Origin of the sequence: Enterococcus sp. LX10 (assembly GCF_023539285.1) — a bacterium.
Taxonomy (GTDB): domain Bacteria; phylum Bacillota; class Bacilli; order Lactobacillales; family Enterococcaceae; genus Enterococcus; species Enterococcus faecalis.
On sequence record NZ_CP092784.1, the window covers coordinates 430,081 to 455,636 of the forward strand.

A 25,556-nucleotide genomic window follows, 5' to 3' on the forward strand; every position below is an offset into this window, starting at 1 on the left:
GTACGAAAGTACAGCCTCGGAATTATCAACAATTAAGGAGAGAGAGAACATTATGAATAATGCTGACCCTGAGAGTCAGTCGCTAATTGCGCAACTTCTATTATTAGTCGTGTTGACGTTTATCAATGCCTTTTTGGCAGCGGCGGAAATTGCAGTCGTATCTGTTAACAAGAATCGTGTGGAACAAAAAGCGGAAGACGGCGACGCAAAAGCTCAAAAATTGCTTAAGGTATTGCAAGACCCCAATAACTTTTTATCCACAATCCAAGTAGGGATTACTTTGGTTAATATCCTATCTGGTGCTTCATTAGCAGAGACTTTATCTAGTCGTTTGGCCCCTGTATTAGGTGGCGGCGCCGCAGCTAAGAGTCTTGCCAGTATCATTATCTTAGCGTTGTTAACGTACGTTTCCATTGTATTTGGTGAATTATATCCTAAACGAATTGCCATGAATAAATCAGAAGAAGTCGCTCAATTGACTTCTGGTGCAGTCCGCTTTTTAGGAGTTATCGCGCGTCCCTTCGTTTGGTTGCTATCGGCTTCGACCGATTTATTATCCAAAATCACACCAATGACTTTCGATGATGCCGATTCGAAGATGACACGAGATGAAATGCGCTACATGCTTGAAACAGAAGGTGTTTTGGAAAACGAAGAACTAGAAATGTTACAAGGTGTCTTTTCATTAGATACAAAAGTGGCACGAGAAGTAATGGTTCCTCGGACAGACGCATTCATGGTTGATATCCAAGATGATGTCCAAGAAAACATCAATTTAATTTTAGGAGAAAATTATTCTCGGATTCCTGTTTATAGTGAAGACAAAGATAAAATTGTTGGTATTTTACATACCAAAACGTTACTAAAAGCTGCACGTAATTTAGGCTTTGAAAACATTGAATTAGGCGCAATCATCCAAGAACCATTATTTGTCCCAGAAACCATTTTTATTGATGATTTACTTTATGAGTTAAAACGAACACAAAACCAAATGGCGATTTTACTAGATGAATATGGCGGTGTTGTCGGTTTAGCAACACTGGAAGATTTACTAGAAGAAATCGTTGGTGAAATTGACGATGAAACAGATGAAGTAGAAAATTTATATACACAAGTGGCCGACAATGAATATTTGGTTCAAGGGCGCATGTTAATTGACGAATTTAATGAAGTATTTGAAACAGATTTACACATGAGCGATGTTGATACAATGGCAGGTTACTTAATCACAGCATTAGGAACCATTCCTGATGAAGGGGAAAAACCTTCTTTTGAAGTGGGCAATATTAAGTTAACTGCTGAAGAAATGGAAGGCACACGTTTGCTAGTCTTACGCGTTCATTTCTACGATGAAGAAACTGTCGATGAAGAACCAGAAGAAAATCGTCGTTTTTTCCGTAAAGAAATGGAAGATGACGAACCAAGACGTTAAAAATAACCTGTGACATCAGTCGTTTTGACTAATGTCGCAGGTTTTCCTTTTAAAAAACAGCCAACAGCAGCTCTTTATTCTCAAGGCTTGACATGATATACTAGCAAAGGTTAATCAAAAATTATGCTGAAGAAAATAAATAAATAAACATCACAAGTGATAAGGAGATTTTTATGACGATCAATCAAAAAGAAGCAGTCGATAGTCGCCGTACGTTTGCGATTATTTCCCATCCGGATGCTGGGAAAACAACGATTACTGAACAATTATTATTATTTGGGGGCGCCATCCGCCAAGCTGGAACAGTCAAAGGGAAAAAAACAGGGAACTTTGCCAAATCTGACTGGATGGAAATTGAAAAACAACGGGGAATTTCGGTAACGAGTTCTGTGATGCAATTTGACTATCAAGACAAACGGATTAATATCTTGGACACCCCAGGGCATGAGGATTTCTCAGAGGATACGTATCGGACCTTAATGGCCGTGGATAGTGCTGTGATGGTTATTGACAGTGCCAAAGGGATTGAAGCACAAACGAAAAAACTTTTCCAAGTTGTTAAAAAACGTGGTATTCCAATTTTTACTTTTATTAACAAATTGGACCGTGACGGACGGGAACCATTGGAACTTTTAGAAGAATTGGAAGAACTATTGGATATTGAATCTTATCCAATGAACTGGCCAATTGGTATGGGAAAAGGCCTAGAAGGTCTATACGATATTTATAATGAACGTGTGGAATTATATCGTCCAGAAAATAATGGCGGGGAGCGTTTTATTCCTTTAAAAGATGGCGATATCCCAAGCGATTTACCATTGCACAATAACAGCGTTTATCAACAAGTGTTGGAAGATGTTGAGTTATTGGTAGAAGCAGGCGATGAATTTAGCGAGGAAAAAATCGCTCGTGGTGATCAAACGCCAGTCTTCTTCGGTTCTGCTTTGACAAACTTTGGGGTTCAAACATTTTTAGAAACCTTCTTACAATTTGCGCCTGCGCCACATGCGCATAAAACAGAAGAGGGTGGCGAAGTAAGTCCTTACGAAAAAGAATTTTCAGGCTTTGTCTTTAAAATTCAAGCGAATATGAACCCAGCCCATCGTGATCGAATTGCCTTTGTTCGAATTTGTTCAGGTGTTTTTGAAAGAGGCATGGACGTGACTTTAGGTAGAACAGGCAAAAAAGTCAAATTAAGTAACGTGACGCAATTTATGGCGGATGCCCGCGAAAACGTCACAGAAGCTGTTGCAGGCGATATTATCGGCGTGTATGACACAGGAAATTACCAAATTGGCGATACTTTGTATGAAGGGAAAATGAATGTTCAATATGAAGAGTTGCCGTCATTTACCCCTGAATTATTCATGAAAGTAACTGCCAAAAACGTGATGAAACAAAAATCTTTCCATAAAGGAATTTACCAACTGGTTCAAGAAGGAGCCATTCAATTATATAAAACATATTTAACGGAAGAATATATCATTGGCGCCGTAGGTCAATTGCAGTTTGAAGTTTTCCAATACCGAATGTCCAATGAATACAATGCTGAAGTAGTAATGACGCCAATGGGTTCTAAAATTGCCCGCTGGATTAATCCAGAAGATTTAGATGAACGCATGAGCTCTAGCCGAAACATTTTGGCACGGGACCGCTTCGACCAACCATTGTTCTTATTTGAAAACCAATTTGCGGAACGCTGGTTTGCGGATAAATATCCAGATGTTGAACTGAAAAGTTTGATGTAAAATTAATTTGTAATCAATCAGTAGCTGAATCTTTAGAAGATTGAAGCTCGGCGCAATCATTCTCAAGATGATTGCGCTGAGCTTTTTCTTCTTATAAGGCACTAAAGCAGGCGTGATTATTTTTTTTGAGATAGAATACTTACTATAACGAACCTATCAAGGAGTGGACAAGAACATGAATTTTTATGGCATCGAGTATTTAAAAAGCCAATCTAATTTAAATGATTACTTAAAGTATTTTTTTATTTTTGCTTTGTTAATCGGGCTAGTCATTGTGTTTAGTTTTTATGTGCGACATCAAATTCAAACGAAATATCGTGAATTAAGTATTATTATTTTTTTATCATTATTATTTGTTTTAGGGGTTCAATATTCCAATTATCAACTGAACCAAAATCAGCATTCACAATCTTCACAAATGGTACATTTTGTCGAACAAGTGGCACAGGAAAAAAAGGTTTCTCCAGAAAAAGTTTATGTCAATGGTACACAATTGGCTGACGGAACCATAGTTAAAATTGACGAAGTGTTTTATAAAATGAGTTTAAGTACGGATCAGCAGTCTTATACGTTACAAGAAACGTATTTATTAACACCAACGATTGAAATAATAAAGTAAAGTGAGGGAAAATTAATGCAGTTTTATAGTCCAATTATTATTAAATTTGCTTTAGGTATTATTTGTTTAATTGTCCAAATTAATTTGATGGGAAAAGGCAATTTGGCGCCCACATCGGCCATGGACCAAGTGCAAAACTATGTATTGGGGGGCATTATTGGTGGTGTTATTTATAATGATTCAATTACGGTGCTTCAATTTGTATTAGTGTTAATTTTGTGGACATTATTAGTCTTAATTTTAAAATTTGCAAAAGAACACAATCGCTATGTGAAGCAAATTGTGGATGGTAAACCCATTACTTTAATCAAGGATGGACAGGTTGTGGTGAAGGAATGTTTGAAAAATGGTATTTCTGCAAATGATCTGATGTTTAAATTACGAGCAAATGGTATTTATGAAGTCCAGCTTGTTAAACGGGCGGTTTTAGAACAAAATGGTCAATTAACAATCGTCGAATATGGCGATGAAAGTATTCGTTACCCGATTATTGTGGACGGTCAAGCCAACATGGATGTCCTAGAGTTAATTAAAAAGGATGAGCACTGGCTATTAACGCAAATCCAAGAACAAGGATTCCAAAGATTACAGGAAATCTATCTAGGTGAGTATTTATCTGGGCAGTTAAGTTTATCGCCATATGAAGAAAAAACGATTACTTAGCTATACTTTTTATCCTACTTATATTAGAATTGAATGGTAATTCAATGAGCTTTAAAAGGAGGAAAAATGAAAACTAAAAAGATAGTTGTCGGGTTATTTTGTTCAATGATTGTTTTAATGGGGTGCCAACCAGATCAACGAACTGAAAAAATGAAAGAAAGTACTGAAGCAGAAGCAGGCCAAGTAACGAGTGGTGCCTCGGAAGCCACTAATGCCACTTCTGTAAAGCAGGAGGAGCAGGCAAACACGAATGATCAACCGAAGGAGAGTGCTGCCAAAGTGAGTTATGAGCGTAATGGACATACCTTTGAAGTTGATGCTGTTTCTGGCGCTACAGTAGAAGCTAATAATGGACAATCAGGAATTAGCCCAGAAGAAAAAGCCCAGAAGATGTATTGGTCAGGTCGTCCAGAAATCGGAGAAGTTCAAGGGGATTATTATCATCATGAAGTCGTGTTTGATGGCGGCTATACGGCTTTAATTGATGTCGTTGTTAAGGATCAACAAATTCAGTTAGTGGAATTTGATGAACGTGGACCTAAAAACTATTATTCTGAAGAATGGGCAGGAGTGACAAAACGTTTATCCGGCTATGCAAATTTTCAAGCGAACAACGCCCGAACCGATCAATCGTTAGTGACCGTTGTTAATACGATGACTTTTTTAGAAAATCAAATGGTTGCTGAAAATCGTCTAGATGGTGCCTTCCAGACAGCCAAAGGCCAATCCAATAGCGCTAATAATGGCTATCTTCCTGCTGCTAGGGCTTTAGCTAAGGAAATCAAAGAACCCTCAAAAGAACATTATACAAGTCTAACAGAAGATTTTGGAGAGGGGCTTTCTGGACGTTTAACTGTTATTACGTTAAAAGATTCAGGGAAAATAACCGATCTTCGTTATGATGAATATTTTGCAGATACAGAAGAAGAGATTAAAGATGCGAAACTGAAGGCTTATTCTCGCCAATCAAAATATTTTTCTAAAGATTATGCTCAAAAATCGGGAGAAAATTTCAAAAAAGAAGTGGATGACTTAAGAAAAAAAGCAATCGAGGAAAATAAATTAGTCAGTCCGACAAATGAGGAAGCCTGGTCGGAAAATTATCAAAGTCTTGTAAAAAAAATAACGTCACAATAAATAAAAAAAACTGCCGAAGTGGGGAAACTTCGGCAGTTTGTTTAGTTTTCCATGAGGGAAACTTTTAATGGAACAGACACTTCGGTCACATGGTTTAATTCAATGATAGAAATTTCATCTGGGTCATAAGCCTCTTTAGGTAATCGTTTCAACAGTTTTGCTAAAATTTCTTTTACTTCTGTCGGACGAATGCGACGATTTTTATTCATAATCAGAACTTCCACATGGTGAGCTGCTTCTGAATAGACAGCGGTCGTGTTTCCTGCTGAGTAGACTTTTACAAAGTAAGCATCCGTGTTTTCCAATTGTTTATTTACTAATTGTTTGTAGCTATTGGTCACATTCACTAATTTCATTTTATCACCTCATTATAGTTGTGTGCTGCAAAAGAGCGTTTCCAATTATGTACAGGAGTTCCAGATTGAATTTTTTCTATGAGGAACAAGTATACGAATATCTTTCTTCTATTATAGTTTTTTTTGATGAAAATAAAAAGTGAAAAGCATAAAAAAATCCGCACGCATTGTTATTAATGCGTGTGGATTTTTGATTATTCTGCTTGGTCAGATGTTGAAGTTTCTGTTTTAGTCACTTCTTGTGCGCCAGTTACGATAATTTTACCTTCGTTATCTAACGTTGCGACTAATTGATGATTTTCAGGATGATCTAGATAGTATTCAGCAATGCCGTCTTCAATTTGTTCTTGAATTGTTCGACGTAAAGGACGAGCGCCCATTGCAGGATCATAACCTAAATCAACGAGTTTCTCTTTGACTTCTGTTGGAACCTCAATGTGTAATTTTTGTTTAGCTAATAAGCCATTTACTTCTTCTAACATCAAGCTAACAATGTTCATCAGGTTTTCTTTGCTTAATGCTTTGAATTCGATAATACCATCGAAACGGTTAAGGAATTCGGGGGTGAAGAAGTTGTTCAATTGACCTAAAACGGATTTAGTCACACCTTCACGGGCAGCGCCAAAGCCAACGTTGGCTTCCACAGCTCCTGTTCCAGCATTACTTGTCATGATAATGATGGTGTCTTTAAAGCTGACTGTACGACCTTGTGCATCTGTTAAACGACCATCGTCGAGAATTTGTAAAAACATGTGTAAAACATCAGGATGCGCTTTTTCAATTTCATCCAATAAAATTAAACTATAAGGATTACGACGGACTTTTTCTGTGAGTTGTCCAGCTTCGTCATACCCAACATAGCCTGGAGGAGAACCAATCAGTTTAGAAACACTGTGTTTTTCCATATACTCACTCATATCAAAACGAACCATCGAATCTTCTGAACCGAATAGCTCAAAGGCTAATTGTTTTGCTAATTCTGTTTTACCAACGCCTGTTGGCCCAACAAATAAGAAGGAACCAATTGGGCGGTTTTGTTTGCCTAGGCCTACACGATTGCGACGAATCGCTTTAGCTACTTTATCGACGGCATCATCTTGTCCGACAACATGAGCTTTTAAGTCAACAGCTAAATTTTTCAATTGGGTTTGTTCTTTTTCTTTTAAGTCACCGACAGGAATGCCAGTTTTTTGTTCCACAATGGCTTCAATATCTTTTTCAGTGATGACGGGTGTTTCTTCATCACTGATTTGTTTTTCTTTCATTGCTTGTAATTTATTGATTTGATCACGATAGTAAGCCGCTTTTTCAAAATCTTCTTCTGCGGAAGCTTGTTGTTTTTGTTGTTCCGCTTCTGCTAATTTTTTATCAATTGTTTTTGGATCGACGAGTTGAATAGTTAGATTCATTTTTGAACCAGATTCATCTAACAAGTCAATCGCTTTATCTGGTAAAAAGCGATCTTGAATGTAACGGTTGGATAAGTTTGCTGCTGCGTTAATCGCTTCATCTGTATATTTGACATGATGATAATCTTCATAACGTTTTTGCAGACCATGTAAAATCGTTATGGTTTCGGCAACGGTTGGCTCATCTACTTGGACTGGTTGCATCCGACGTTCTAAGGCAGCGTCTTTTTCAATAATACGGTACTCATTTAAAGTTGTGGCACCGACTAATTGTAATTCACCACGTGCTAAGGCCGGTTTTAAAATATTGCCAGCATCCATATTGCCATCACCAGCAGCACCAGCACCCACAATTTCATGGACTTCATCAATAAATAAAATGACATTTTCAGCTTCAGTGATTTCTTCAATCAATTTTTGCATCCGTTCTTCAAATTGTCCGCGAATACCAGTTCCTTGAACAAGTGAAACCACATCTAAACGAATGACTTCTTTGTCCAATAATTTTTGGGGCACATCGCCATCGACAATTTTTTGGGCTAAACCTTCGACAACGGCTGTTTTACCAACACCTGGTTCACCGATTAAAACGGGGTTGTTTTTTGTACGGCGATTTAAGATTTCAATGACACGCTTAATTTCTTGGTCACGTCCTACCACAGGATCGATATCTCCTTGGCGTGCCGCTTCGGTGATGTTAATCCCATACTCGCCTAGTAAACCTTGACCAGCGCCAGCGCCTCCGCGAGGGGGTTGACCGCCATTACCACCATCACCAAATTGAGTGGGTGGTGTTTGTTGTTCATAAGGATTCCCTTGTTGCATTTGGCGAGAAAGAGAGCGATATAAATCGTCTAAACTCCCAAAGCCAAAAGGGTCTTGTCCCATATTTTGAGGGGAATTATTTGCTTGATTTTTTAATTTTTGATAGCAGCTTTGGCAATAGTCCAGTTGTTTTCTTTGACCATTCACATTTGCATATAAATGAATTGTTGCTTCATTTTGTTGACAATTTTGACAAATCATTGAATGAAACACATCCTTTCAAAATAACTGAGGCCAGAAAAATAGCTGTTTGCTCTATTATTTCTAGTAAACAGACCATTTTTCCTCAAACCAGCCAAGTACTAGATAGCAAGAATAAATTCTGTCTATAAAACCACTTGACCATTTTTGACCTTTGAGGTTATTATAGCATTTTTTGTAAGAGAATCAAGTAAAAGACCTTGTTTAAAAAAAGGCAAAGATTCGATTTTTTTACAGACAATTGCGCCATTTTCAAGTAAACTATAAGAGTTGATATTTAAGAGAAAGAGTGGTGAAATCAATGGCTGAAAATCCTTTTGTAGAAAAAATTGCTTCATTAAAAGCTGGAGAAATCTCTGAATTAATCGTGGAGCAAAATGAATTTTTCCAATTTCGTGATGCTTGGATTTCTTTGCCTGACCGCGCGGAAATTGTTGGAGAAGCGGGGTTAAATGGACGAATCATTTATCGTTACCAAAAAGAGGAAGAATAGTCAGTGCAAAACATCACGAAATTTAAGTAAAAAGTGTTGTGTAAGATAGAAAAAAATGGTAATCTTAGAAACTGAAAGGGTCTTTTTTCGAGTAGACGTTTGATTTTAGCGTATCAAGAAAGGAAAACCCTAACATAAAAATTTTTTATTTACGAAGGAGACCGATTTATATGGAAAAGAAAGAATTTCACATTGTAGCAGAAACAGGAATTCACGCACGTCCAGCTACTTTATTAGTACAAACTGCAAGCAAATTTAACTCAGATATTAACTTAGAATACAAAGGTAAATCTGTTAACTTAAAATCAATCATGGGCGTTATGTCTTTAGGCGTTGGTCAAGGTTCTGACGTAACAATCACTGTTGATGGTGCTGACGAAGCTGAAGGAATGGCAGCAATCGTTGAAACATTACAAAAAGAAGGATTGGCTGAATAATGTCTGAGATGCTAAAAGGGATTGCCGCAAGTGATGGCGTTGCTGTTGCTAAAGCTTACCTGCTAGTTCAACCTGACTTGTCTTTCAACAAAACTTCCGTAGAAGATACTGAAGCAGAAGCAACTCGCTTAGACGATGCTTTAGCAAAATCTACTGAAGAGTTGCAAGCAATTCGTGACAAAGCAGCTCAAAGCCTTGGTGAAGCAGAAGCGCAAGTTTTCGATGCTCATTTAATGGTTTTATCTGACCCAGAAATGGTTGGTCAAATCAAACAAAATATCCAAGACAACAAAGTCAATGCAGAAGCTGCCTTGAAAGAAGTTACGGATATGTATATTGGTATGTTTGAAGCAATGGACGATAATGCTTACATGCAAGAGCGTGCAGCAGATATTCGTGACGTTGCCAAACGTATCTTAGCACATTTATTAGGTGTGACTCTTCCAAATCCTTCAATGATTAACGAAGAAGTAATCGTGGTTGCCCATGACTTAACACCTAGTGATACTGCACAATTAGACCGTACGTATGTTAAAGCCTTTGTTACAGACATCGGCGGACGTACTTCTCACTCAGCAATCATGGCTCGTTCGTTAGAAATCCCTGCAATCGTTGGTACAAAAGAAATTACTGACAAAGTAAAAGCAGGCGATATTTTAGCAGTAAACGGAATCATTGGGGATGTTATTATTGACCCAACAGATGCTGAAAAATCTGAATTTGAAGCAGAAGCAAAAGCTTATGCAGATCAAAAAGCAGAATGGGATAAACTAAAAAATGCAGAAACAGTGACAGCTGACGGCAAACATGTTGAGTTAGCTGCAAACATTGGTACACCAAAAGATTTAGCAGGCGTACACAAAAACGGCGGCGAAGCTGTTGGTTTATATCGTACAGAATTCTTATACATGGATTCATCTGACTTTCCAACTGAAGAGGACCAATACCAAGCGTATAAAGCAGTTCTTGAAGGAATGGAAGGAAAACCAGTTGTGGTTCGTACAATGGATATTGGTGGGGACAAAGAGCTTCCTTACCTAACATTACCACACGAAATGAACCCATTCTTAGGTTACCGTGCATTACGTATTAGCTTATCAGAACTAGGTGATGGCATGTTCCGTACACAAATGCGTGCATTATTACGCGCGTCTGTTCATGGTAACTTACGTATCATGTTCCCAATGGTTGCTACTTTGAAAGAATTTAGAGCAGCGAAAGCAATCTTTGAAGACGAAAAACAAAAATTAGTCAACGAAGGTGTTGAAGTTTCAAACGATATCCAAGTAGGTATTATGATTGAAATTCCAGCAGCTGCCGTATTAGCTGATAAATTTGCCAAAGAAGTAGACTTCTTTAGTGTTGGAACCAACGACTTAATCCAATACACAATGGCTGCAGACCGTATGAACGAACGCGTTTCTTACTTATACCAACCATACAACCCATCAATCTTACGTTTAATTAAAAATGTAATTGATGCAGCACACGCTGAAGGTAAATGGGCTGGTATGTGTGGTGAAATGGCGGGCGATCAAACAGCTGTTCCATTACTATTGGGTATGGGCTTAGATGAGTTCTCAATGAGTGCTACATCTATCCTTAAAACACGTAGCTTGATGAAACGTCTAGACACAACTAAAATGGCTGAACTTGCTGACCGCGCATTAAAAGAATGCGACACGATGGAAGAAGTCGTTGCATTAGTTGAAGAATATACAAAATAATTAAGCGATTATGAAAGCACATCGACAATTGTCGATGTGCTTTTTTACTGTTGCGCTTCACGTATTTTTTTCTTGAAATAATAAATCGTGCTTCCCAAAATGAATAGAAAAACTAGCGTGATACTAAACACCAGTTTCCAAGGGAAATTGGTGTGCTTTTCAGGTGGGAGGTTGACGGCGGTAGCATTGTATTTTTTAGCTTCTTTTTCTTGGATGACTAAGTGTTTTTCCCACGAATAGTCTTGATAGCCATCGTTTGCTTTGATTTTTACAGTATAATTTCCAGGAACAAAAGGTTGTTCCTTTAAGTCAATCCGATAATTAAAATTTGTATTAGGGGCCATTGTTAACGACTCTTGGTGATTTTCGTAGCGAGGTTTAGCTTCTTTTTCATAATATAAAGAGGCATCGACTTGTAATTTTTTAATCATAGCCGCTTGTTTGTTTTGGAGATTCATTAATACGCGGTTACGACCGTTAGCTTGATCGGTTTTTACTTCATTTAAAGATAATTTTGGCTGAACAGGTTCATCTGTTTCACTAAGTAAGACACCGACTACATAAGAAAAACGATTATTGATGGCCACGCCGTTTTCTGAGTGAGCAGGTTGTTCATCTGACTTTTGTTCAAAGTAGAGTCCTCCTAAAACATAACCATTAAATGGTTTTTCCGGTAAAGTAAGCTGACATTCAACAGTCTTGGTTGAGTGTTTAGGTAGGTAGATTTCTTTTGGTAATTGCGCAATCTCATTAAAGGTAAAAGGTGCAGATGGATCTTTTTTTGTTTCAGCATGAGAATAATCTGCCAAGCCATTATCATTAGTAATCGCTGCATTGGCTGAAGCTAGCACGGTAATGTCGTTGGCTGTTTGATTCGTTAGTTCGATTTGTAGCTTTTGTGTTTGGTTTGGAGCGACACGTAGATCAAAATAACTTGTCTCTTTGGTTCGTTGATTGTCGGGTAAAATGGCTTTTACAGAAAAAGTCATTTCGCTTGCTTCTACAGAATAAGAGCCAATAAAAAATAAAAAAATGATGACGCTAATAGCATGGAGCCATTTAAAAAGCTGCTGATTCATAGTGTGCACTCCTTTTTGACAATTTTTTATAAGAAGGTATTGCATGAAGTTGTTTCATGCAATACCTTGTTTGTTTTCTTTTAAAGTGGTGTATCATCCAAAATCCAAGTAAGCGTTGTTTTATATTGTTTAGCTGCAACTTTTTTCGTTGTCGCAGGAACAGTTAATTGAATGCCTTGAGCAGCGGTCGCTCCGTTACCAAAAGCTAATGTCCAAGTGCCCATTCCTGTTGAAAGAGCGGCAGTCGCCACAGGAGAAGTAGCGGCACCAGTTGGATCCAAGGTTACTGGGACCGTTAATGGCGCCAAAGAAAGTAACTGTGTTGAATTGGGTGTTGTTGCTAAAAAGGTCAAGGATGCATTATCCAAAACAGCGGGTGTTGAATCACTTGTAGCAAATTGCGCACTCTGTTTAACTGATAATTTCCAGCCAAGATTTAGACCACGTTTGTCAGTTACTTGAACATAGTTTGGCACGCTAATTAAATCGCCAGTACTATTTTGTACTTGGTCCAGTTGTGCCGAATAGATTGCTGTTCCGGCTTGAATTTGTTTTGATCCAAAATGGATATTTGAAACATAGTCAATACTAAGGGGTCCGGCTGTACCAGGTTGATGAGGATCAGCAGGATTAGGTGTCACAGGCTGAGAAGGGTTCGTCGGGTTGACAGGTGGCGTGACAGTATTATCAAGAACAAACGTAATATCAGCGTTGGATTGAATAGAAGCGACTTGAGCTGCTTCAACTTTTGGACTATTTAAAAGCATAAGAGGCGTTGCAACGAACAAAATGCTTGAAATGCGCACGATCTTTTTCATTTTTTATTCCTTCTTTCTTGTTTATTTTTAACTTTTAAAAAAGCTAAATCCTAATTAGAGGGGTGTATCAGAAAGAATCCATTGTAATTCGGCAGTGTAAGATTCTTTGACCGTTAAATTAAGGTCAGGAGCAACGCTTAAAAAAAGTCCATTTTGTTGGTTCCAAGGAATTTCTACATTGTTATCGTCCGTTGCGGTGTATTGATAAACTTCGGTTGCTAAAGAGGAGATAGGGAAATCACTGCCATTTTTTCGATAAATGAAAGCTTGCTGGATCGTTTTATTTGTAGAAGTTGAATGCATGGGCTGACTCTCTCTTACCAACAAATGCCATGGTGTTTTTGCAACACGACCATCGGCAATGAGGAAAGGAGCGCTGATGGTCGATGGTGAGTAGAGGGTTCGTTTGCTGGGAAAAGGCAAATTTTTAAAGGAAACTGTAGTTGGCATCTGCACAAAACGGAGGGTACCGTTTTTGATAGGTAAAGACTGTTCCTTAGTGATTGGCGTAATTGGCGTTCCGCCACCATCATTGCCAGTAACCGTGCTAGAAAATAAAAGAAATTGGTTTATCCATTCTTCTGTAACCGTTGCTGTATATTGTAAGGTGAATTGTGTATTGGCTTCCGTAAAATTATCTGCTGGCAGCGAATTATGATAACTCCAATACGGCAAACCAGTGGAACTATCAGTTAAAAGTTGAAGCCCAGCTATTGGCGTACTTAAACCTGCTGCTGATTGTTTTGTTAATGTAGCAGCTGAAAGTTGAGCCAGTCCTTTAGGCACCGTTGCTCGTAATTGCTGATTCATCCACGTTGCTGGTTGATTGGTTAAACGTGTGATTAACGTGAAACGAATGATTTGACCACTTACGGCAGAGTTTGCAGCTTCCCAGAGCCCTTGTGCATTTTTCCGCTCAATGGTTTGCGTGACCGTTAGTTGAGGCACAGGATAAGCAACTGTTTGAGAAACAGTAGAACTGGTTAGCAAAGGCAGGCCAGTGCGATTGCTGAGACCTTGGACCCACAAGCTGACCGTTTCTCCCCCTTGGAAAGTGGGTAAATTAGCAAATTGAAAATGGCCATTGGAATCTAAGGACGTTGTGAAAATAGAACCACCATTTATTTGTACTTTAACTTGATAGGTTCCGTTAGATGCTTGAGAAGCTTTACCTGAAAGTTGAGTTGATCCGGCATTAGCGACTACGTTTGTGACTGGTTGGATTGACCAATTGACACTTTGGTCAGCTGAGGGGCTGCTTTGAATATAGTCGGTTGACGTTTTTGAACGAGCAAAGACAATTGTAGAGAGCGTGTCGCCATATTCTAATGGTGAAGCTAAAGATGTCGAGAAATTTCCGGCTGCATCGACAGAAATCCCTTTCACCACAATGGGGGTAGTGGTGCCATCATGGCGGTTCAAGGTTAATTGAACAGAGTAGTTATAGTTTGGGTCTTGTACTTGTTGAATGGTCCCTGTTACAGTAGTGTCCAGATGATTTGGTTGAGTTAGTTTGGCTGGTGTGACTTGAGGAACGGGGTAATTCCCTAAACTAAGTTGAGCTTTGCTAATTACGCCTGTTTTTGTATTGTTTCCAATAATAATATTAATTGCACCTAATCCAGTGCCGACATCTGTAAAGGTTCCTCGAATCGGATAGTCTTTGCCGTTAAGAGCAGGAGGGATTGAAATTCCTCGTTTATAAAGTGCGCCCACATCAAACGAAATGGCGGCAGACCATTTGGTTCCGGGAAGTAACACCAAGGTGCTACTTGGAAAAGTCAGATAAACAGAATGATAAGTGCTACTATAAGAGAGACTGACGCCGTTAGTTGAACTGTGAATATCTTGAGTGGCTGTTCCTGGATAACTGACGGTCCCTGTTAAAAGAGTCAGAAAATCTTGTTGCTTTAGAGTGTCGTTATCTAACTGGCTTGAAATTTCTGTAGGAAGTTGAATAGCAATAATCGGCCGATCATTAATTGCTAAGCCGATAAGTGTCACACTGTATTCATATGAAAGTGTGATAATATCTTGGTTATACGTTCCCGTACTTAAGGTACTTTTCAAGGTGCTATTACCAACAGAAACACTAGCTGGCATAGGTGCCATAGGTTCATCGTTTTCAGAGGAAGCATGGGTTTGCTCGGTTTCTTGTTCCACGATATCGGTTGCTTGAGTTGTTTGTTGTTCTGTTGAAACTGAGGTAAATGTTTCACTAAAAGTAGAGGCGTGAGTTGTAGGGTTCAGTGTTTCAGAATGAGCCATCAAAGGTTGAGTCAGCGATAAAAAAAGCCATGATATGATGCAAGAAAAGATTCCCCAGACGAACTTATTCAAAACATCCCCTCCTTTTTTGATATTATATGTATAATGACGAAAATATATAATGCGTAAATATTGAGTACATACATTCTATAATGGGCCATTCATAAAGTAAAGCGATTACATCCGACGATGAACAAGATATTTTGTTCACAATCTTTTAGGATTTTAAGAAGGAAATTTCTCGAAATTCTATGCTTTTTTAATCCGAAAAAATTAAAAAACTGATAGTTTGCTAAAAATCGAGTCTTTCTTTCACTTCTTAGCACTTAAAATATTTACATTTTCCTAGGGATAGTGTACTATTTAAAGGTATGCATAAATAAAGTTTGATGTATAAAATTAAATGTTATTCGGAGGGAAACAAATGTCTGCGAAATGGGAAAAAAAAGGCACTAATGATGGTGTATTAACTTTTTCAATCGAACAAGCAGTAATCGAAAAAGGATTAACGCAAGCGTTCAATAAAGTGAAAAAAAACTTAAACGTACCTGGTTTCCGTAAAGGAAAAGTATCACGTACTGTTTTTAACCGTATGTATGGAGAAGAAGCGTTATACGAAGATGCGTTAAACGCTGTTTTACCAGAAGCATATGAAGCGGCTGTATTAGAAGCAGGAATTGAACCAGTAGCACAACCAAAAATTGATGTTGAAAGCATGAATAAAGGGGAAGACTGGGTTATCACTGCTGAAGTAACTGTAAAACCTGAAGTAAAATTAGGCGAATACAAAAACTTAACAGTGTCTAAACAAGACCGTGAAGTAACAGATGAAGACGTGGAAGCACGTTTGAAACGCGAACAAGAATCTCAAGCTGAATTAGTAATCAAAGAAGATGCCGCTGCTGAAAATGGCGACACTGTAGTTATCGACTTTGAAGGCTTCTTAGGCGACGAAGCATTTGAAGGCGGCAAAGGCGAAAATTACTCATTAGAATTAGGTTCTAATTCATTTATTCCAGGCTTTGAAGACCAATTAGTTGGCAAAAAAGCTGGCGAAGAAGTAGAAGTAAATGTTACTTTCCCTGAAGATTATCAAGCAGAAGATTTAGCTGGTAAAGAAGCAGTCTTCAAAGTAACTGTTCATGAAGTAAAAGCAAAAGAATTACCAGAATTGGATGATGAATTTGCAAAAGACGTTGACGATTCAGTAGAATCATTAGACGAATTAAAAGAAAAATTCCGTAAAGAATTGACAGAAGCAAAAGAAGCAGCAGCTGAAGAAGCAAAAGACGAAGAAGCAATTCGTTTAGCTGTTGAAAATGCTGAAATCGTTGAATTACCACACGTAATGGTTCACGACGAAGTTCACCGTTCAATGGATGAATTCTTAAACAACATGCAACGCCAAGGAATTTCTCCTGAAATGTACTACCAATTAACTGGTTCTACAGAAGAAGATTTACACAAACAATTTGAAGGCGAAGCAGAAACACGCACAAAAACAAACTTAGTGATTGAAGCAGTTGCCAAAGCTGAAAACATCGAAGTAACACAAGAAGACATCGATGCTGAAGTGAAAGATTTAGCAGAACAATACAACATGCCTGAAGCGCAAGTACGTAAAGTATTAAACAACGACATGTTAGAACACGATATTCGTATGAAACGTGCTGTTGAAACAATTACTGAAACAGCTGTTGAAAAATAAACATTTTTAATAAGCTCTTCATTCGATAGAGTTTTCTAAAACTGTAGATGGAAGGTGTCTTTCATCTACAGTTTTTTTCATATAAAATAACTTTTGAAAGGGTGTGTCAAAATGGATAAAAATTATTCGAAAATTAAATATGGATTAGTGGTGTTTGGCATCTTATGCTTGACGTACAATCTCTGGGAATTTTTTACGGCCAAGTATTCAACAAAACAAGGTGTGACGTTTGTTATCGAATGTTTACTTGGAATTGGGCTGATCTTTTTACCGGATCTTGTCAATAAATTTTTAAAAATTATTATGCCACCGACCATCGTTTATTTTTACTGGTTTTTCTTATTTATTTCAGTATTCCTAGGAACCTCGTTGCATATGATTTCAATCATTTCGTTCTGGGATAAAATTTTACACTTTGTTAGTCCGATGCTGTTAACTGCTGTTGGTTATGGTATTGCTGGTTTCCTATTGAAGAAAACGAAGTACGCCGATGTTTCCCCGTGGTTATTTTTATTATTTGGGTTTGCATTTGCAGGGCTTTGTGGCGTCTTCTGGGAATTTTGGGAATTTATCTGCGATTCATTAGGGAACATGAATTTACAACGCTATAATATGTCCAACGGTCAACCGTTTATTGGGCGTGCTGCTTTAATGGATACGATGGGGGATTTATTTACCAATACCCTTGGGGCCTTTGTGATGGGCGTGTATACGTATATCAGAAGCAAAGGAAATCCTGAGTATTTAGAAAATTATGCGATAAAGAGAAAATAATAAAAAAGCGATTCAACCATGGTTGAATCGCTTTTTTGCTGTTTTTTTTAAGCAGGTACTTCGACAGGTTTTTTCAAAAGTCCGTAGACAATTCCTGAAATAATCGCCCCAATTAAGATGAACAATAGATATAGTAATGGATTACTTAATAGGAATACGACAAAGATTCCTCCATGTGGTGCCAATAATTTGATACCAAACGCACCAACCAACGCACCAGTAAAGGCAGAACCTACCACGAAACTTGGAATCACACGTAATGGGTCAGCTGCTGCAAAAGGAATTGCTCCTTCAGTGACAAAAGAAAGGCCCATTACAATATTGGTTAAGCCGGCATCTTGTTGATCTTTTGTAAATTTATTTTTAAATAAACGAGTTGCTACGAAAATTGCTAATGGAGGAACCATTCCGCCAGCCATTACAGAAGCCATGACCACGCTGCCACCTTCTGCAACAGTACTTGCTAGCGTAGCTGTACCGAAAACATAAGCAGCTTTGTTAACTGGTCCACCTAAGTCGATGGCCATCATACCAGCTAATAAAGCACCAAGTAAAGCTGCATTTGTGCCATCTAAGCCAAGTAGGAAATGATTTAACGCATCATTAATTGCTTTCATCGGGATGTTAATGACTAACATTAATAAGCCCGTAATAATCAAACCAAAAACTGGATAGAATAAAATGGTTTTAATTCCATCTAATGATTTTGGCAAGCCTTTGAAGACTTTACGTAAAAGAACCACTACATAACCAGCTAAGAAACCACCGATTAGGGCCCCAAGGAACCCAGCGCCTCCAGCGTTTGCTAACGCACCAGCGGCGAAACCAGCAACTAAGCCTGGCCGATCCCCAATACTAGAAGCAATAAAACCAGCTAAGACAGGTAACATAAAGCCAAATGCTGCGCCACCAATTTGGTTAAACCAGCTAGCTACGTCATTGTAATTACCTAAGTTGGCTAATTGATCTTGAGGAACTCCGATAAATTGATCAATCATAAAGGAAAGAGCAATGGCAATTCCGCCACCAATAACGAAAGGTAACATATGAGAAACACCATTCATTAAATCTTTATAGATACGAGAACCGATTGAACCTTCCGCTGAATCCTCTTGGTCGCTTGCAGCCGAGTCACCGCCATGGAAAGTAGGAGCTTCACCACTAATGGCTAAGTTAATTAGTTCTTCGGTTTTACGAATTCCATCACTGACGGGACGATTGACTAATTTTTTACCATCAAAACGATTCATTTCTACTTTTTTATCGGCTGCGACAATTACGCCATCAGCACGAGCAATATCTTCAGCAGTCAAACGATTTTTAATTCCTTCTGAACCGTTTGTTTCTACTTTAATGTCTACGCCCATTTCTTTTGCTTTTTTCTTCAGTGCATCTTCAGCCATGTAAGTGTGAGCAATTCCTGTAGGACAAGCAGTCACAGCAATAATATATTTACGATTGCTTTCTGGTGCTGGCGTTGTTTGTTCTTGTTCTGCTTTTTCTTCCGCTTCTTTTTGATCTTCTGCTGCTTGGAAAAGAGCTTGGACTGCTTCTGGAGTTTCCGCTTCTTTCAATTTGCCAACAAAGTCTGGATCGATAAGTAATCGAGAAAGGGCCGCAAGCGCTTGGAGATGTGTATCATTAGCGCCTTCTGGAGCAGCAATCATGAAGAATAGATAAGTAGGTTGTCCATCTAGTGCTTCATAATCAACCCCTTTTTTACTTTTAGCGAAAAGAACTGTCGGTTCTTTTACGGCACTGTTTTTTGCGTGAGGCATAGCGATGCCGTCGCCTAAACCAGTCGATGTTTGTGATTCGCGTTTTAAAATTCCTTCTTTGTAAGTGTCAATGTCAGAGATGCGGCCACCATCGTATAATTTTTGGACCATTTCATCAATCGCGCCTTTTTTATCAGTAGCTTGTAAATCCATAATCATGACATCTTTTATTAATAAATCATTAATGTTCACTCTATTTTCCTCCCTTAGTGGATTTATTCTGAAATTTTTTCAATTGTTACTTCGTGAATAAGTTCTTGGATAAAATCTTCTGAGGCTAAATCATCAGAAAAAGCGGTCGCGCTACCGCAAGCGACACCCCATTTGAAAGCCTCTAAAGGATCTTGTGTTTTTGAAAAGTTGCCAATAAAACCAGCAATCATTGAGTCGCCAGCGCCGACAGAATTTTTCAGTGGACGTTTTAAAACGTTGGAACGATAAACACCTTCTGTTGTGAAAAGTAATGCACCATCACCAGCCATTGAGATAATTACGTGTTGTGCTCCTTCTTCTAGTAACCGATGTCCATAAGGTAAAATGTCTTCAACACTTGTAAAGGTTGTATGATATAATTCTGCCAACTCATGATTATTTGGCTTGACCAATAAAGGCTTTTGTGACAAAGCGTTCATTAAATCTTCACCTGTCGTATCAATAACAAATTCTGCGCCTTTTTCCTTCACAATTTGGATTAATTCTTCGTAAAATCCTTTGCGTAGAGAAGCAGGTGTACTTCCTGAAAGAACAACAATATCACCAGCCTGAACACGACTAACTGCTTGTTTTAGTTCTTGAATTTCTTCGTTTGTTAGAGCAGGTCCTAAGCCGTTAATTTCTGTTTCAGTATCTGATTTCAATTTAATGTTGATTCGTGTATCAGCAGACACGGGAGTGAAATTCGTTTGGATTTCTTCTTTTTTCAACCAATCGGCAATGAATGAGCCTGTAAAACCACCTAAAAAACCTAAGGCAGTGGATTCTGTCTCCATACGTTTTAAAATACGTGAAACGTTGATTCCTTTGCCGCCAGGTAATTTAAAATCATTCGTCATCCGATTCAAATCACCAATTTGTAGATGATCGACGTGAACGATAAAGTCGATAGAAGGGTTTAAAGTCACTGTGTAAATCATTTGTTTGCCTCCATTAAAATAGTTTTTTGCTGGAATCCTTGAAGTGATTCAGCAGGGCAGTAGTCAGTTAGTAAAGTAACTGACTCTAATTCTTCCACTTTGGTAAACGTTACTTCATTAAATTTTGTATGATCCAGTAAAACATAGGCTGTTTCTGCTTGATGAATAGCCAAGGCTTTTAGCGCTGCTTCTTCGGGATCAGGCGTTGTTAAACCAAACTCTAAATGTGCGCCGTTAGTTCCTAAAAAAGCTTTGTTAAAACGAAAATGTTGTAGCTGTTCCATACTAGTGGCACCAATGATTGCTTTAGTGGAGAGCTTCAAAGTACCACCAAGCATAATAGTGGGAATTTCCATATCGCTAAGTTTTGCAGCATGATGTACGGAATTCGTCACTACATGGATTTGTTTCCCAACTAAAAAAGGGATCATTTCTAACGTGGTTGAACCAGCATCTAAATAGATCATATCGCCATCTTGTACACAACTAGCGGCTAAAGAAGCAATCTTTTGCTTTTCGTGCGTGTTTTTGATTGATTTTTCCGTCATGTTTTGTTCAAAGCCTAAATTAAGAATACGCTTAGCGCCGCCGTGAATGCGTTCTAACAAATTGGCGTCTTCTAATTCTTGTAAATCGCGGCGTATTGTGGATTCTGAAGCATTGAATAAGCTAGCAAGTTCTTGTGATTTGACGACTGATTTTTGATCTAACAATTGTAAAATTTTTTGATGTCGTTCTTCCGTAAGCATTTTCATCCCTCATTTCATGGATATAATAGCACAAATGAAAACGCTAATCAATCTAAAACGGTCAAAAACATTCAAAAAAATTAAAAAACAGTCATAAGAAAAAAAGAAAGCTGCTGAACCTGAGTTCAGCAGCTTTCTTTAATTCACTAAATCATTCGGTAAAGTTTTTTGATAAATCTCTTTTTTGACTTGGTAAGCGAGTTTTTCATCGGTCAAAATAATGAGCACATCGCCAACATGCATAACAGTATCACCATGTGTTAAAATTTCCGATTCGCCACGGCGAATGGAAGTGAGCAACATTTGTTTAGGCCAGACAAAATCACGTACCATCGTATCATCTAAGGAACTTTCTGCAGTGATAGGTAATTCGATAATCGTTTTGTGGCCACGAATATTACTTACTTTAGAAGGAACCAAACGTTCTAATAAGCTTTCATAAATTGGCTTGCCGCCAAGACTATCGATGGTAATATAACTAACTAAAGCAACAACCCCTAAAGACATTAAATGAGAAAAATTGCCGACCATTTCTGTTACTAAAATAATCGCTGTTAACGGTGCTTTACCAATCGCAGTAAAATAACCAGCCATGGCAAAAATTAAAAAGTTTTTCACAAAAATTGGATCCATCCCTACGTATTGGACAAGTAGACTACCATACAATGTTCCGATAATGGCACCTAAAGTTAGAATAGGCAAGAAAATACCACCAGGGAGATTCGATCCGTAAGAAACCATTGAAAAAACAAAACGTAAAACCAGTAAGCCGACTAAAGCCCAAATCGTGGCCGGTTGATTGCCTAAAGCTAAAACAATTTGATTCCCACCGCCAAGTAAATGTGGAAAGAAATAACCAATCGGTAAAATCAAAATAAAAGGAATAAAACCATAATAATTAGAAGAAAGGCCTTTGATTTTTCCATATACTTTTGGTAAGGACAACAATGTTTTTTGATATATCCAACCTAATAATCCTAGCAAAACGCCCAGCAGGACTAATGTCCAATAGTACTCTAAAGGCAAAGATTTAACCGGACCAATATAAAGAACTGGCTGCAATCCGAAGAAATGCAAAGAAACAAAGTTAGCGGAAATGGCCGCAGAAAAAGAGGTTAACCAAACTAAAGGTGAAAAGGAATGGTGAACCTCTTCTAGAACAAATAAAAGTCCTGCGATTGGTGCGTTAAAAGCGGCGGCTAAACCAGCACTGGCACCACTACTGATTAAAATTTTTTCTTCAGACTTGGTGCTTTGCCGCCATTGACTATAGCCTTGTCCAACCACTGCACCTAGTTGAATTGAAGGACCTTCACGTCCCAAAAATAGCCCAGGACTAATCGCTAAGATCCCACCGATAAATTTTTTCCAAAGCACTGGAAACCAGTGAATTTCTAATTGACCTTGGAGTTGTCCTTCCACTTGGGGGATGCCACTGCCTTTAATTGCTGGTTCGCTCTTAATCAGTCGTCCTAATAAATAAGCAAGTACGAGAGAAAATAAGAACCAAGGAATCATCCAAAAGGGTTTTTCGTGAAACGTTTGATACAGATGAACGACTTGTTCGCCAATTTTTTCAATGCCTAAGCGAAATAAGCTGACAACAAAGCCGACCAGGATTCCGACGACGATGCCTTTAAGGATAAAGCCGATTCGGGTACCATCTAATTGTTTAATTTCATGTACATCATTATTCATTTCATTTTTAGCCTCCATCACTACTTACTAATGTACTGCGGTTTGACTTGATTTACAAGAAAATTTCATATAAAAAGAAAAAGATTTTTTGTTCTTTTCTAAAGAACTTCAAAGGGATTTTTGGTATACTGTATAAGATTGAAAAAAGAGAGAGGACGTTTAATATGACACAAAAACATGCCTTGGTTCAGGGAATGAATCCTCGACAAGAAGAAGCCGTTTTGCATACAGAAGGACCACTGTTAGTCATGGCTGGTGCTGGTAGTGGAAAAACGCGGGTTTTAACACACCGAATTGCCTATCTAATTGAGGAAAAAGAAGTAAATCCATGGAATATTTTGGCGATTACGTTTACCAATAAAGCTGCTAAAGAAATGAAAGAGCGTGTAAATAAATTACTGGAAACGGGTGGCGAAGATGTATGGGTCTCCACTTTTCACTCCATGTGTGTAAGAATTTTACGTCGTGATGTGGATCAGATTGGTTACAACCGTAATTTTACAATTATTGACCCATCGGAACAAAAAACATTAATGAAACGCATCTTAAACGACTTAAATATTGATTCAAAAAAATATGATCCTCGCTCAATTTTAGGTACGATTAGCAATGCCAAAAATGAATTACAAACGCCTGAAAAAGTTGCTGAAATGCAAGGTTCCTTATATGAAGAAATTGTCGCAAAATGCTATGAAGCCTATCAAAAAGAATTACGCAAAAACCAATGTATGGATTTTGATGATTTGATTATGAATACGATTCGTTTATTCAATGAACAACCAGATACGTTAGCTTTCTACCAAAATAAATTTCACTATATTCATGTGGATGAATACCAAGATACCAATCATGCACAATATACCTTAGTCAATTTATTGGCTGCACGTTTCAAAAATCTGTGTGTCGTAGGTGATGCCGACCAAAGTATCTATGGTTGGCGCGGGGCGGATATGCAAAATATCTTGGATTTTGAAAAAGATTATCCAGATGCCAGTGTAATTTTGCTAGAACAAAATTATCGGTCCACCAAAAACATTTTGGCGGCTGCGAATGATGTCATCAAAAATAACCGTAACCGCCGCGAGAAAGAACTGTGGACAGAAAATATAGACGGTGAAAAGATTGTCTATTATCGTGGAGACACAGAACGGGATGAAACACAATTTATTGTGAGCCAAATCCAAAAAGAAATGCGGGAAAATGACCGAATTTATGGTGATTTTGCGGTATTATATCGGACCAATGCTCAATCCCGTGTAGTGGAAGAAATGCTCTTGAAATCTAATATTCCGTATACCATGGTGGGCGGACATAAATTCTACGACCGTAAAGAAATTAAAGATATTTTGGCTTATTTAAGTTTGATTGCCAATCCAGATGATTCGATTAGTTTTGAACGAATTGTCAATGAACCAAAACGAGGAATCGGTAAAAGTTCAATTGAAAAATTACGGCTATTTGCGGATACGCATGGTTGGGCTTTGCTGGAAGCTGCCCAAAATGTTGATTTGGCAAATATTTCAGGAAAAGCGGGTAAAGAGCTTGGTAATTTTGGCATGATGATTCAAGACTTAACGAAAACAGTGCCCTATTTAACGATTACAGAATTGGTGAAAGAAACTTTACAACGTAGTGGTTATCGGGAAGCTTTGATGGCGCAAAATAATTTAGAGTCTCAAGCTCGCTTAGAAAACTTGGACGAATTTTTATCTGTGACTCAAGAATTTGATAAACGTTTTGAAGCGCAAAATAACGACGATCCAAATGGCGAAGAAACAAAATTGGCAGATTTCTTAACAGATTTAGCCTTGGTTTCTGATTTAGATAATTTAGAAGAGAGCTCTTCACAAGTAACCTTAATGACGTTGCATGCGGCCAAAGGGCTGGAATTTCCAGTGGTCTTTTTAATGGGCTTAGAAGAAGGGGTTTTCCCATTATCACGTGCCATGCTAGAAGAAAGTGAACTGGAAGAAGAACGGCGCTTGGCTTATGTTGGTATCACACGAGCGGAAGAAGCCCTGTTCTTAACGAATGCTTATTCGAGAACATTATATGGTCGCACGCAATATAATCGACCAAGTCGCTTTTTAGAAGAAATTGAGGCGGAGCGTTTAATGAAACAAGGGGCGGCGGCCAATTTACAGAAAGCTCCAGCGCGCACCTTTGATCCTAAAGTATTCAAGCCCAGCGCAAGTAAACCAGCTTATACACAGCCAGCTACAAAATCAGTTAGCAACAAAGTGGCAAGTGGTGGGGAAAAAGTTTCTTGGCAAGCAGGTGATAAGGTCCAACATAAAGCATGGGGCGTTGGTACAGTCGTTCGTGTAGGCGGTTCGGCCAAAGACTTAGAGTTGGACATTGCTTTCCCAGAAAAAGGCATTAAACGGTTGTTAGCGGCATTTGCACCAATTGAAAAAATTTAACATGCAAAATAGGTCAGCGATTTAATGAGAAATCATCATTAGATAAATTCTTTTTATTTTCTATCTTAGTGTAAATGTGTT

General features: G+C 38.2%; 20 protein-coding genes. 11 read left to right on the plus strand and 9 right to left on the minus strand.

The window, feature by feature from the left end:
- The first annotated feature begins 52 nt into the window (after window positions 1-52).
- The 5 genes from MKZ30_RS02160 (at window position 53) to MKZ30_RS02180 (ending at window position 5,599) form a co-directional block, all read left to right on the plus strand.
- Window positions 53-1,432 carry a hemolysin family protein gene (locus tag MKZ30_RS02160; RefSeq protein ID WP_002363168.1) on the plus strand — a complete coding sequence of 460 codons (1,380 nt, stop codon included), beginning with the start codon at window positions 53-55 and terminating at the stop codon, window positions 1,430-1,432.
- Window positions 1,433-1,605: 173 nt separating this feature from the next.
- Window positions 1,606-3,180, plus strand: a complete 1,575-nt coding sequence (locus tag MKZ30_RS02165; protein ID WP_002355543.1) for a peptide chain release factor 3 — start codon at window positions 1,606-1,608, stop codon at window positions 3,178-3,180.
- Window positions 3,181-3,355: 175 nt separating this feature from the next.
- Window positions 3,356-3,799 (plus strand): DUF3290 domain-containing protein, encoded by a 444-nt coding sequence (locus MKZ30_RS02170; RefSeq protein WP_002355544.1) that lies wholly within the window; start codon window positions 3,356-3,358, stop codon window positions 3,797-3,799.
- Between the two features lie 15 nt (window positions 3,800-3,814).
- Window positions 3,815-4,462, plus strand: coding sequence for a DUF421 domain-containing protein (locus MKZ30_RS02175; protein WP_002382984.1), 648 nt, complete (start codon window positions 3,815-3,817; stop codon window positions 4,460-4,462).
- Between the two features lie 66 nt (window positions 4,463-4,528).
- Entirely contained in the window at window positions 4,529-5,599 is a 1,071-nt protein-coding gene (locus tag MKZ30_RS02180) for a hypothetical protein (RefSeq protein ID WP_010715038.1), read from the plus strand.
- A 41-nt stretch (window positions 5,600-5,640) separates the two neighbouring features.
- Here MKZ30_RS02180 and MKZ30_RS02185 read toward each other — a convergent pair whose 3' ends face one another.
- Both MKZ30_RS02185 and MKZ30_RS02190 read right to left on the minus strand, forming a co-directional pair.
- Window positions 5,641-5,955 (minus strand): DUF1827 family protein, encoded by a 315-nt coding sequence (locus tag MKZ30_RS02185; protein ID WP_002355547.1) that lies wholly within the window; start codon window positions 5,953-5,955, stop codon window positions 5,641-5,643.
- A gap of 194 nt (window positions 5,956-6,149) precedes the next feature.
- Window positions 6,150-8,390, minus strand: a complete 2,241-nt coding sequence (locus tag MKZ30_RS02190; protein ID WP_010816332.1) for an ATP-dependent Clp protease ATP-binding subunit — start codon at window positions 8,388-8,390, stop codon at window positions 6,150-6,152.
- A gap of 301 nt (window positions 8,391-8,691) precedes the next feature.
- Between MKZ30_RS02190 and ykzS the strand changes: the two genes are divergently transcribed.
- The 3 genes from ykzS to ptsP all read left to right on the plus strand — a co-directional run bounded on the left by ykzS (window position 8,692) and on the right by ptsP (window position 11,047).
- Window positions 8,692-8,883, plus strand: coding sequence for a protein YkzS (gene ykzS, locus MKZ30_RS02195; protein ID WP_002366170.1), 192 nt, complete (start codon window positions 8,692-8,694; stop codon window positions 8,881-8,883).
- A 170-nt stretch (window positions 8,884-9,053) separates the two neighbouring features.
- The gene (locus tag MKZ30_RS02200; protein WP_002355551.1) at window positions 9,054-9,320 is read left to right on the plus strand and encodes a phosphocarrier protein HPr; all 267 of its coding nucleotides are present in this window, start codon (window positions 9,054-9,056) and stop codon (window positions 9,318-9,320) included.
- Window positions 9,320-11,047: a phosphoenolpyruvate--protein phosphotransferase gene (gene ptsP / locus MKZ30_RS02205; protein ID WP_002382988.1), complete on the plus strand. Its 1,728-nt coding sequence runs from the start codon at window positions 9,320-9,322 to the stop codon at window positions 11,045-11,047. Before MKZ30_RS02200 ends, ptsP begins: the two co-directional genes overlap by 1 nt.
- Before the next feature lie 44 nt (window positions 11,048-11,091).
- Here the strand turns inward: ptsP and MKZ30_RS02210 are convergent, their stop codons facing one another.
- The 3 genes from MKZ30_RS02210 to MKZ30_RS02220 are packed head-to-tail and all read right to left on the minus strand — an operon-like array spanning window position 11,092 to window position 15,215.
- Window positions 11,092-12,171 (minus strand): WxLIP family cell surface protein, encoded by a 1,080-nt coding sequence (locus MKZ30_RS02210; protein WP_033600684.1) that lies wholly within the window; start codon window positions 12,169-12,171, stop codon window positions 11,092-11,094.
- A gap of 35 nt (window positions 12,172-12,206) precedes the next feature.
- The gene (locus MKZ30_RS02215; protein ID WP_249958777.1) at window positions 12,207-12,944 is read right to left on the minus strand and encodes a WxL domain-containing protein; all 738 of its coding nucleotides are present in this window, start codon (window positions 12,942-12,944) and stop codon (window positions 12,207-12,209) included.
- Window positions 12,945-12,998: 54 nt separating this feature from the next.
- Window positions 12,999-15,215, minus strand: coding sequence for a hypothetical protein (locus tag MKZ30_RS02220; protein ID WP_033600689.1), 2,217 nt, complete (start codon window positions 15,213-15,215; stop codon window positions 12,999-13,001).
- 421 nt (window positions 15,216-15,636) lie between these two features.
- On the opposite strand from MKZ30_RS02220, the gene tig reads away from it, so the two are divergent.
- Both tig and MKZ30_RS02230 read left to right on the plus strand, forming a co-directional pair.
- A complete protein-coding gene (tig, locus tag MKZ30_RS02225) occupies window positions 15,637-16,920 on the plus strand; it encodes a trigger factor (RefSeq protein ID WP_002355556.1) in 1,284 nt (427 codons plus the stop codon).
- Window positions 16,921-17,031: 111 nt separating this feature from the next.
- The gene (locus tag MKZ30_RS02230; RefSeq protein ID WP_002366175.1) at window positions 17,032-17,694 is read left to right on the plus strand and encodes a DUF2238 domain-containing protein; all 663 of its coding nucleotides are present in this window, start codon (window positions 17,032-17,034) and stop codon (window positions 17,692-17,694) included.
- 47 nt (window positions 17,695-17,741) lie between these two features.
- Here MKZ30_RS02230 and MKZ30_RS02235 read toward each other — a convergent pair whose 3' ends face one another.
- The 4 genes from MKZ30_RS02235 to MKZ30_RS02250 all read right to left on the minus strand — a co-directional run bounded on the left by MKZ30_RS02235 (window position 17,742) and on the right by MKZ30_RS02250 (window position 23,052).
- Window positions 17,742-19,664, minus strand: coding sequence for a PTS fructose transporter subunit IIABC (locus MKZ30_RS02235; protein ID WP_249958778.1), 1,923 nt, complete (start codon window positions 19,662-19,664; stop codon window positions 17,742-17,744).
- A 23-nt stretch (window positions 19,665-19,687) separates the two neighbouring features.
- The gene (gene pfkB / locus MKZ30_RS02240) at window positions 19,688-20,605 is read right to left on the minus strand and encodes a 1-phosphofructokinase (protein ID WP_002363177.1); all 918 of its coding nucleotides are present in this window, start codon (window positions 20,603-20,605) and stop codon (window positions 19,688-19,690) included.
- Window positions 20,602-21,354 (minus strand): DeoR/GlpR family DNA-binding transcription regulator, encoded by a 753-nt coding sequence (locus tag MKZ30_RS02245; protein ID WP_002381250.1) that lies wholly within the window; start codon window positions 21,352-21,354, stop codon window positions 20,602-20,604. Before MKZ30_RS02245 ends, pfkB begins: the two co-directional genes overlap by 4 nt.
- Before the next feature lie 138 nt (window positions 21,355-21,492).
- Entirely contained in the window at window positions 21,493-23,052 is a 1,560-nt protein-coding gene (locus MKZ30_RS02250; RefSeq protein WP_002368023.1) for a ClC family H(+)/Cl(-) exchange transporter, read from the minus strand.
- Between the two features lie 164 nt (window positions 23,053-23,216).
- On the opposite strand from MKZ30_RS02250, the gene pcrA reads away from it, so the two are divergent.
- Window positions 23,217-25,475: a DNA helicase PcrA gene (pcrA, locus tag MKZ30_RS02255; RefSeq protein WP_002363179.1), complete on the plus strand. Its 2,259-nt coding sequence runs from the start codon at window positions 23,217-23,219 to the stop codon at window positions 25,473-25,475.
- Window positions 25,476-25,556 lie beyond the last annotated feature (81 nt).

Excerpts from the sequence above, each read along its gene's own strand:
- MKZ30_RS02230 (WP_002366175.1), top strand. The coding sequence starts at position 17,032 with ATGGATAAAAATTATTCGAAAATTAAATATGGATTAGTGGTGTTTGGC.
- pfkB (WP_002363177.1), bottom strand. The coding sequence starts at position 20,605 with ATGATTTACACAGTGACTTTAAACCCTTCTATCGACTTTATCGTTCAC.
- MKZ30_RS02190 (WP_010816332.1), bottom strand. The coding sequence starts at position 8,390 with ATGATTTGTCAAAATTGTCAACAAAATGAAGCAACAATTCATTTATAT.
- pcrA (WP_002363179.1), top strand. The coding sequence starts at position 23,217 with ATGACACAAAAACATGCCTTGGTTCAGGGAATGAATCCTCGACAAGAA.
- ptsP (WP_002382988.1), top strand. The coding sequence starts at position 9,320 with ATGTCTGAGATGCTAAAAGGGATTGCCGCAAGTGATGGCGTTGCTGTT.
- MKZ30_RS02175 (WP_002382984.1), top strand. The coding sequence starts at position 3,815 with ATGCAGTTTTATAGTCCAATTATTATTAAATTTGCTTTAGGTATTATT.
- MKZ30_RS02180 (WP_010715038.1), top strand. The coding sequence starts at position 4,529 with ATGAAAACTAAAAAGATAGTTGTCGGGTTATTTTGTTCAATGATTGTT.
- MKZ30_RS02215 (WP_249958777.1), bottom strand. The coding sequence starts at position 12,944 with ATGAAAAAGATCGTGCGCATTTCAAGCATTTTGTTCGTTGCAACGCCT.
- MKZ30_RS02210 (WP_033600684.1), bottom strand. The coding sequence starts at position 12,171 with ATGCAATACCTTCTTATAAAAAATTGTCAAAAAGGAGTGCACACTATG.
- ykzS (WP_002366170.1), top strand. The coding sequence starts at position 8,692 with ATGGCTGAAAATCCTTTTGTAGAAAAAATTGCTTCATTAAAAGCTGGA.
- MKZ30_RS02245 (WP_002381250.1), bottom strand. The coding sequence starts at position 21,354 with ATGCTTACGGAAGAACGACATCAAAAAATTTTACAATTGTTAGATCAA.
- MKZ30_RS02250 (WP_002368023.1), bottom strand. The coding sequence starts at position 23,052 with ATGAATAATGATGTACATGAAATTAAACAATTAGATGGTACCCGAATC.
- MKZ30_RS02170 (WP_002355544.1), top strand. The coding sequence starts at position 3,356 with ATGAATTTTTATGGCATCGAGTATTTAAAAAGCCAATCTAATTTAAAT.
- MKZ30_RS02160 (WP_002363168.1), top strand. The coding sequence starts at position 53 with ATGAATAATGCTGACCCTGAGAGTCAGTCGCTAATTGCGCAACTTCTA.
- MKZ30_RS02185 (WP_002355547.1), bottom strand. The coding sequence starts at position 5,955 with ATGAAATTAGTGAATGTGACCAATAGCTACAAACAATTAGTAAATAAA.
- MKZ30_RS02165 (WP_002355543.1), top strand. The coding sequence starts at position 1,606 with ATGACGATCAATCAAAAAGAAGCAGTCGATAGTCGCCGTACGTTTGCG.
- MKZ30_RS02200 (WP_002355551.1), top strand. The coding sequence starts at position 9,054 with ATGGAAAAGAAAGAATTTCACATTGTAGCAGAAACAGGAATTCACGCA.
- tig (WP_002355556.1), top strand. The coding sequence starts at position 15,637 with ATGTCTGCGAAATGGGAAAAAAAAGGCACTAATGATGGTGTATTAACT.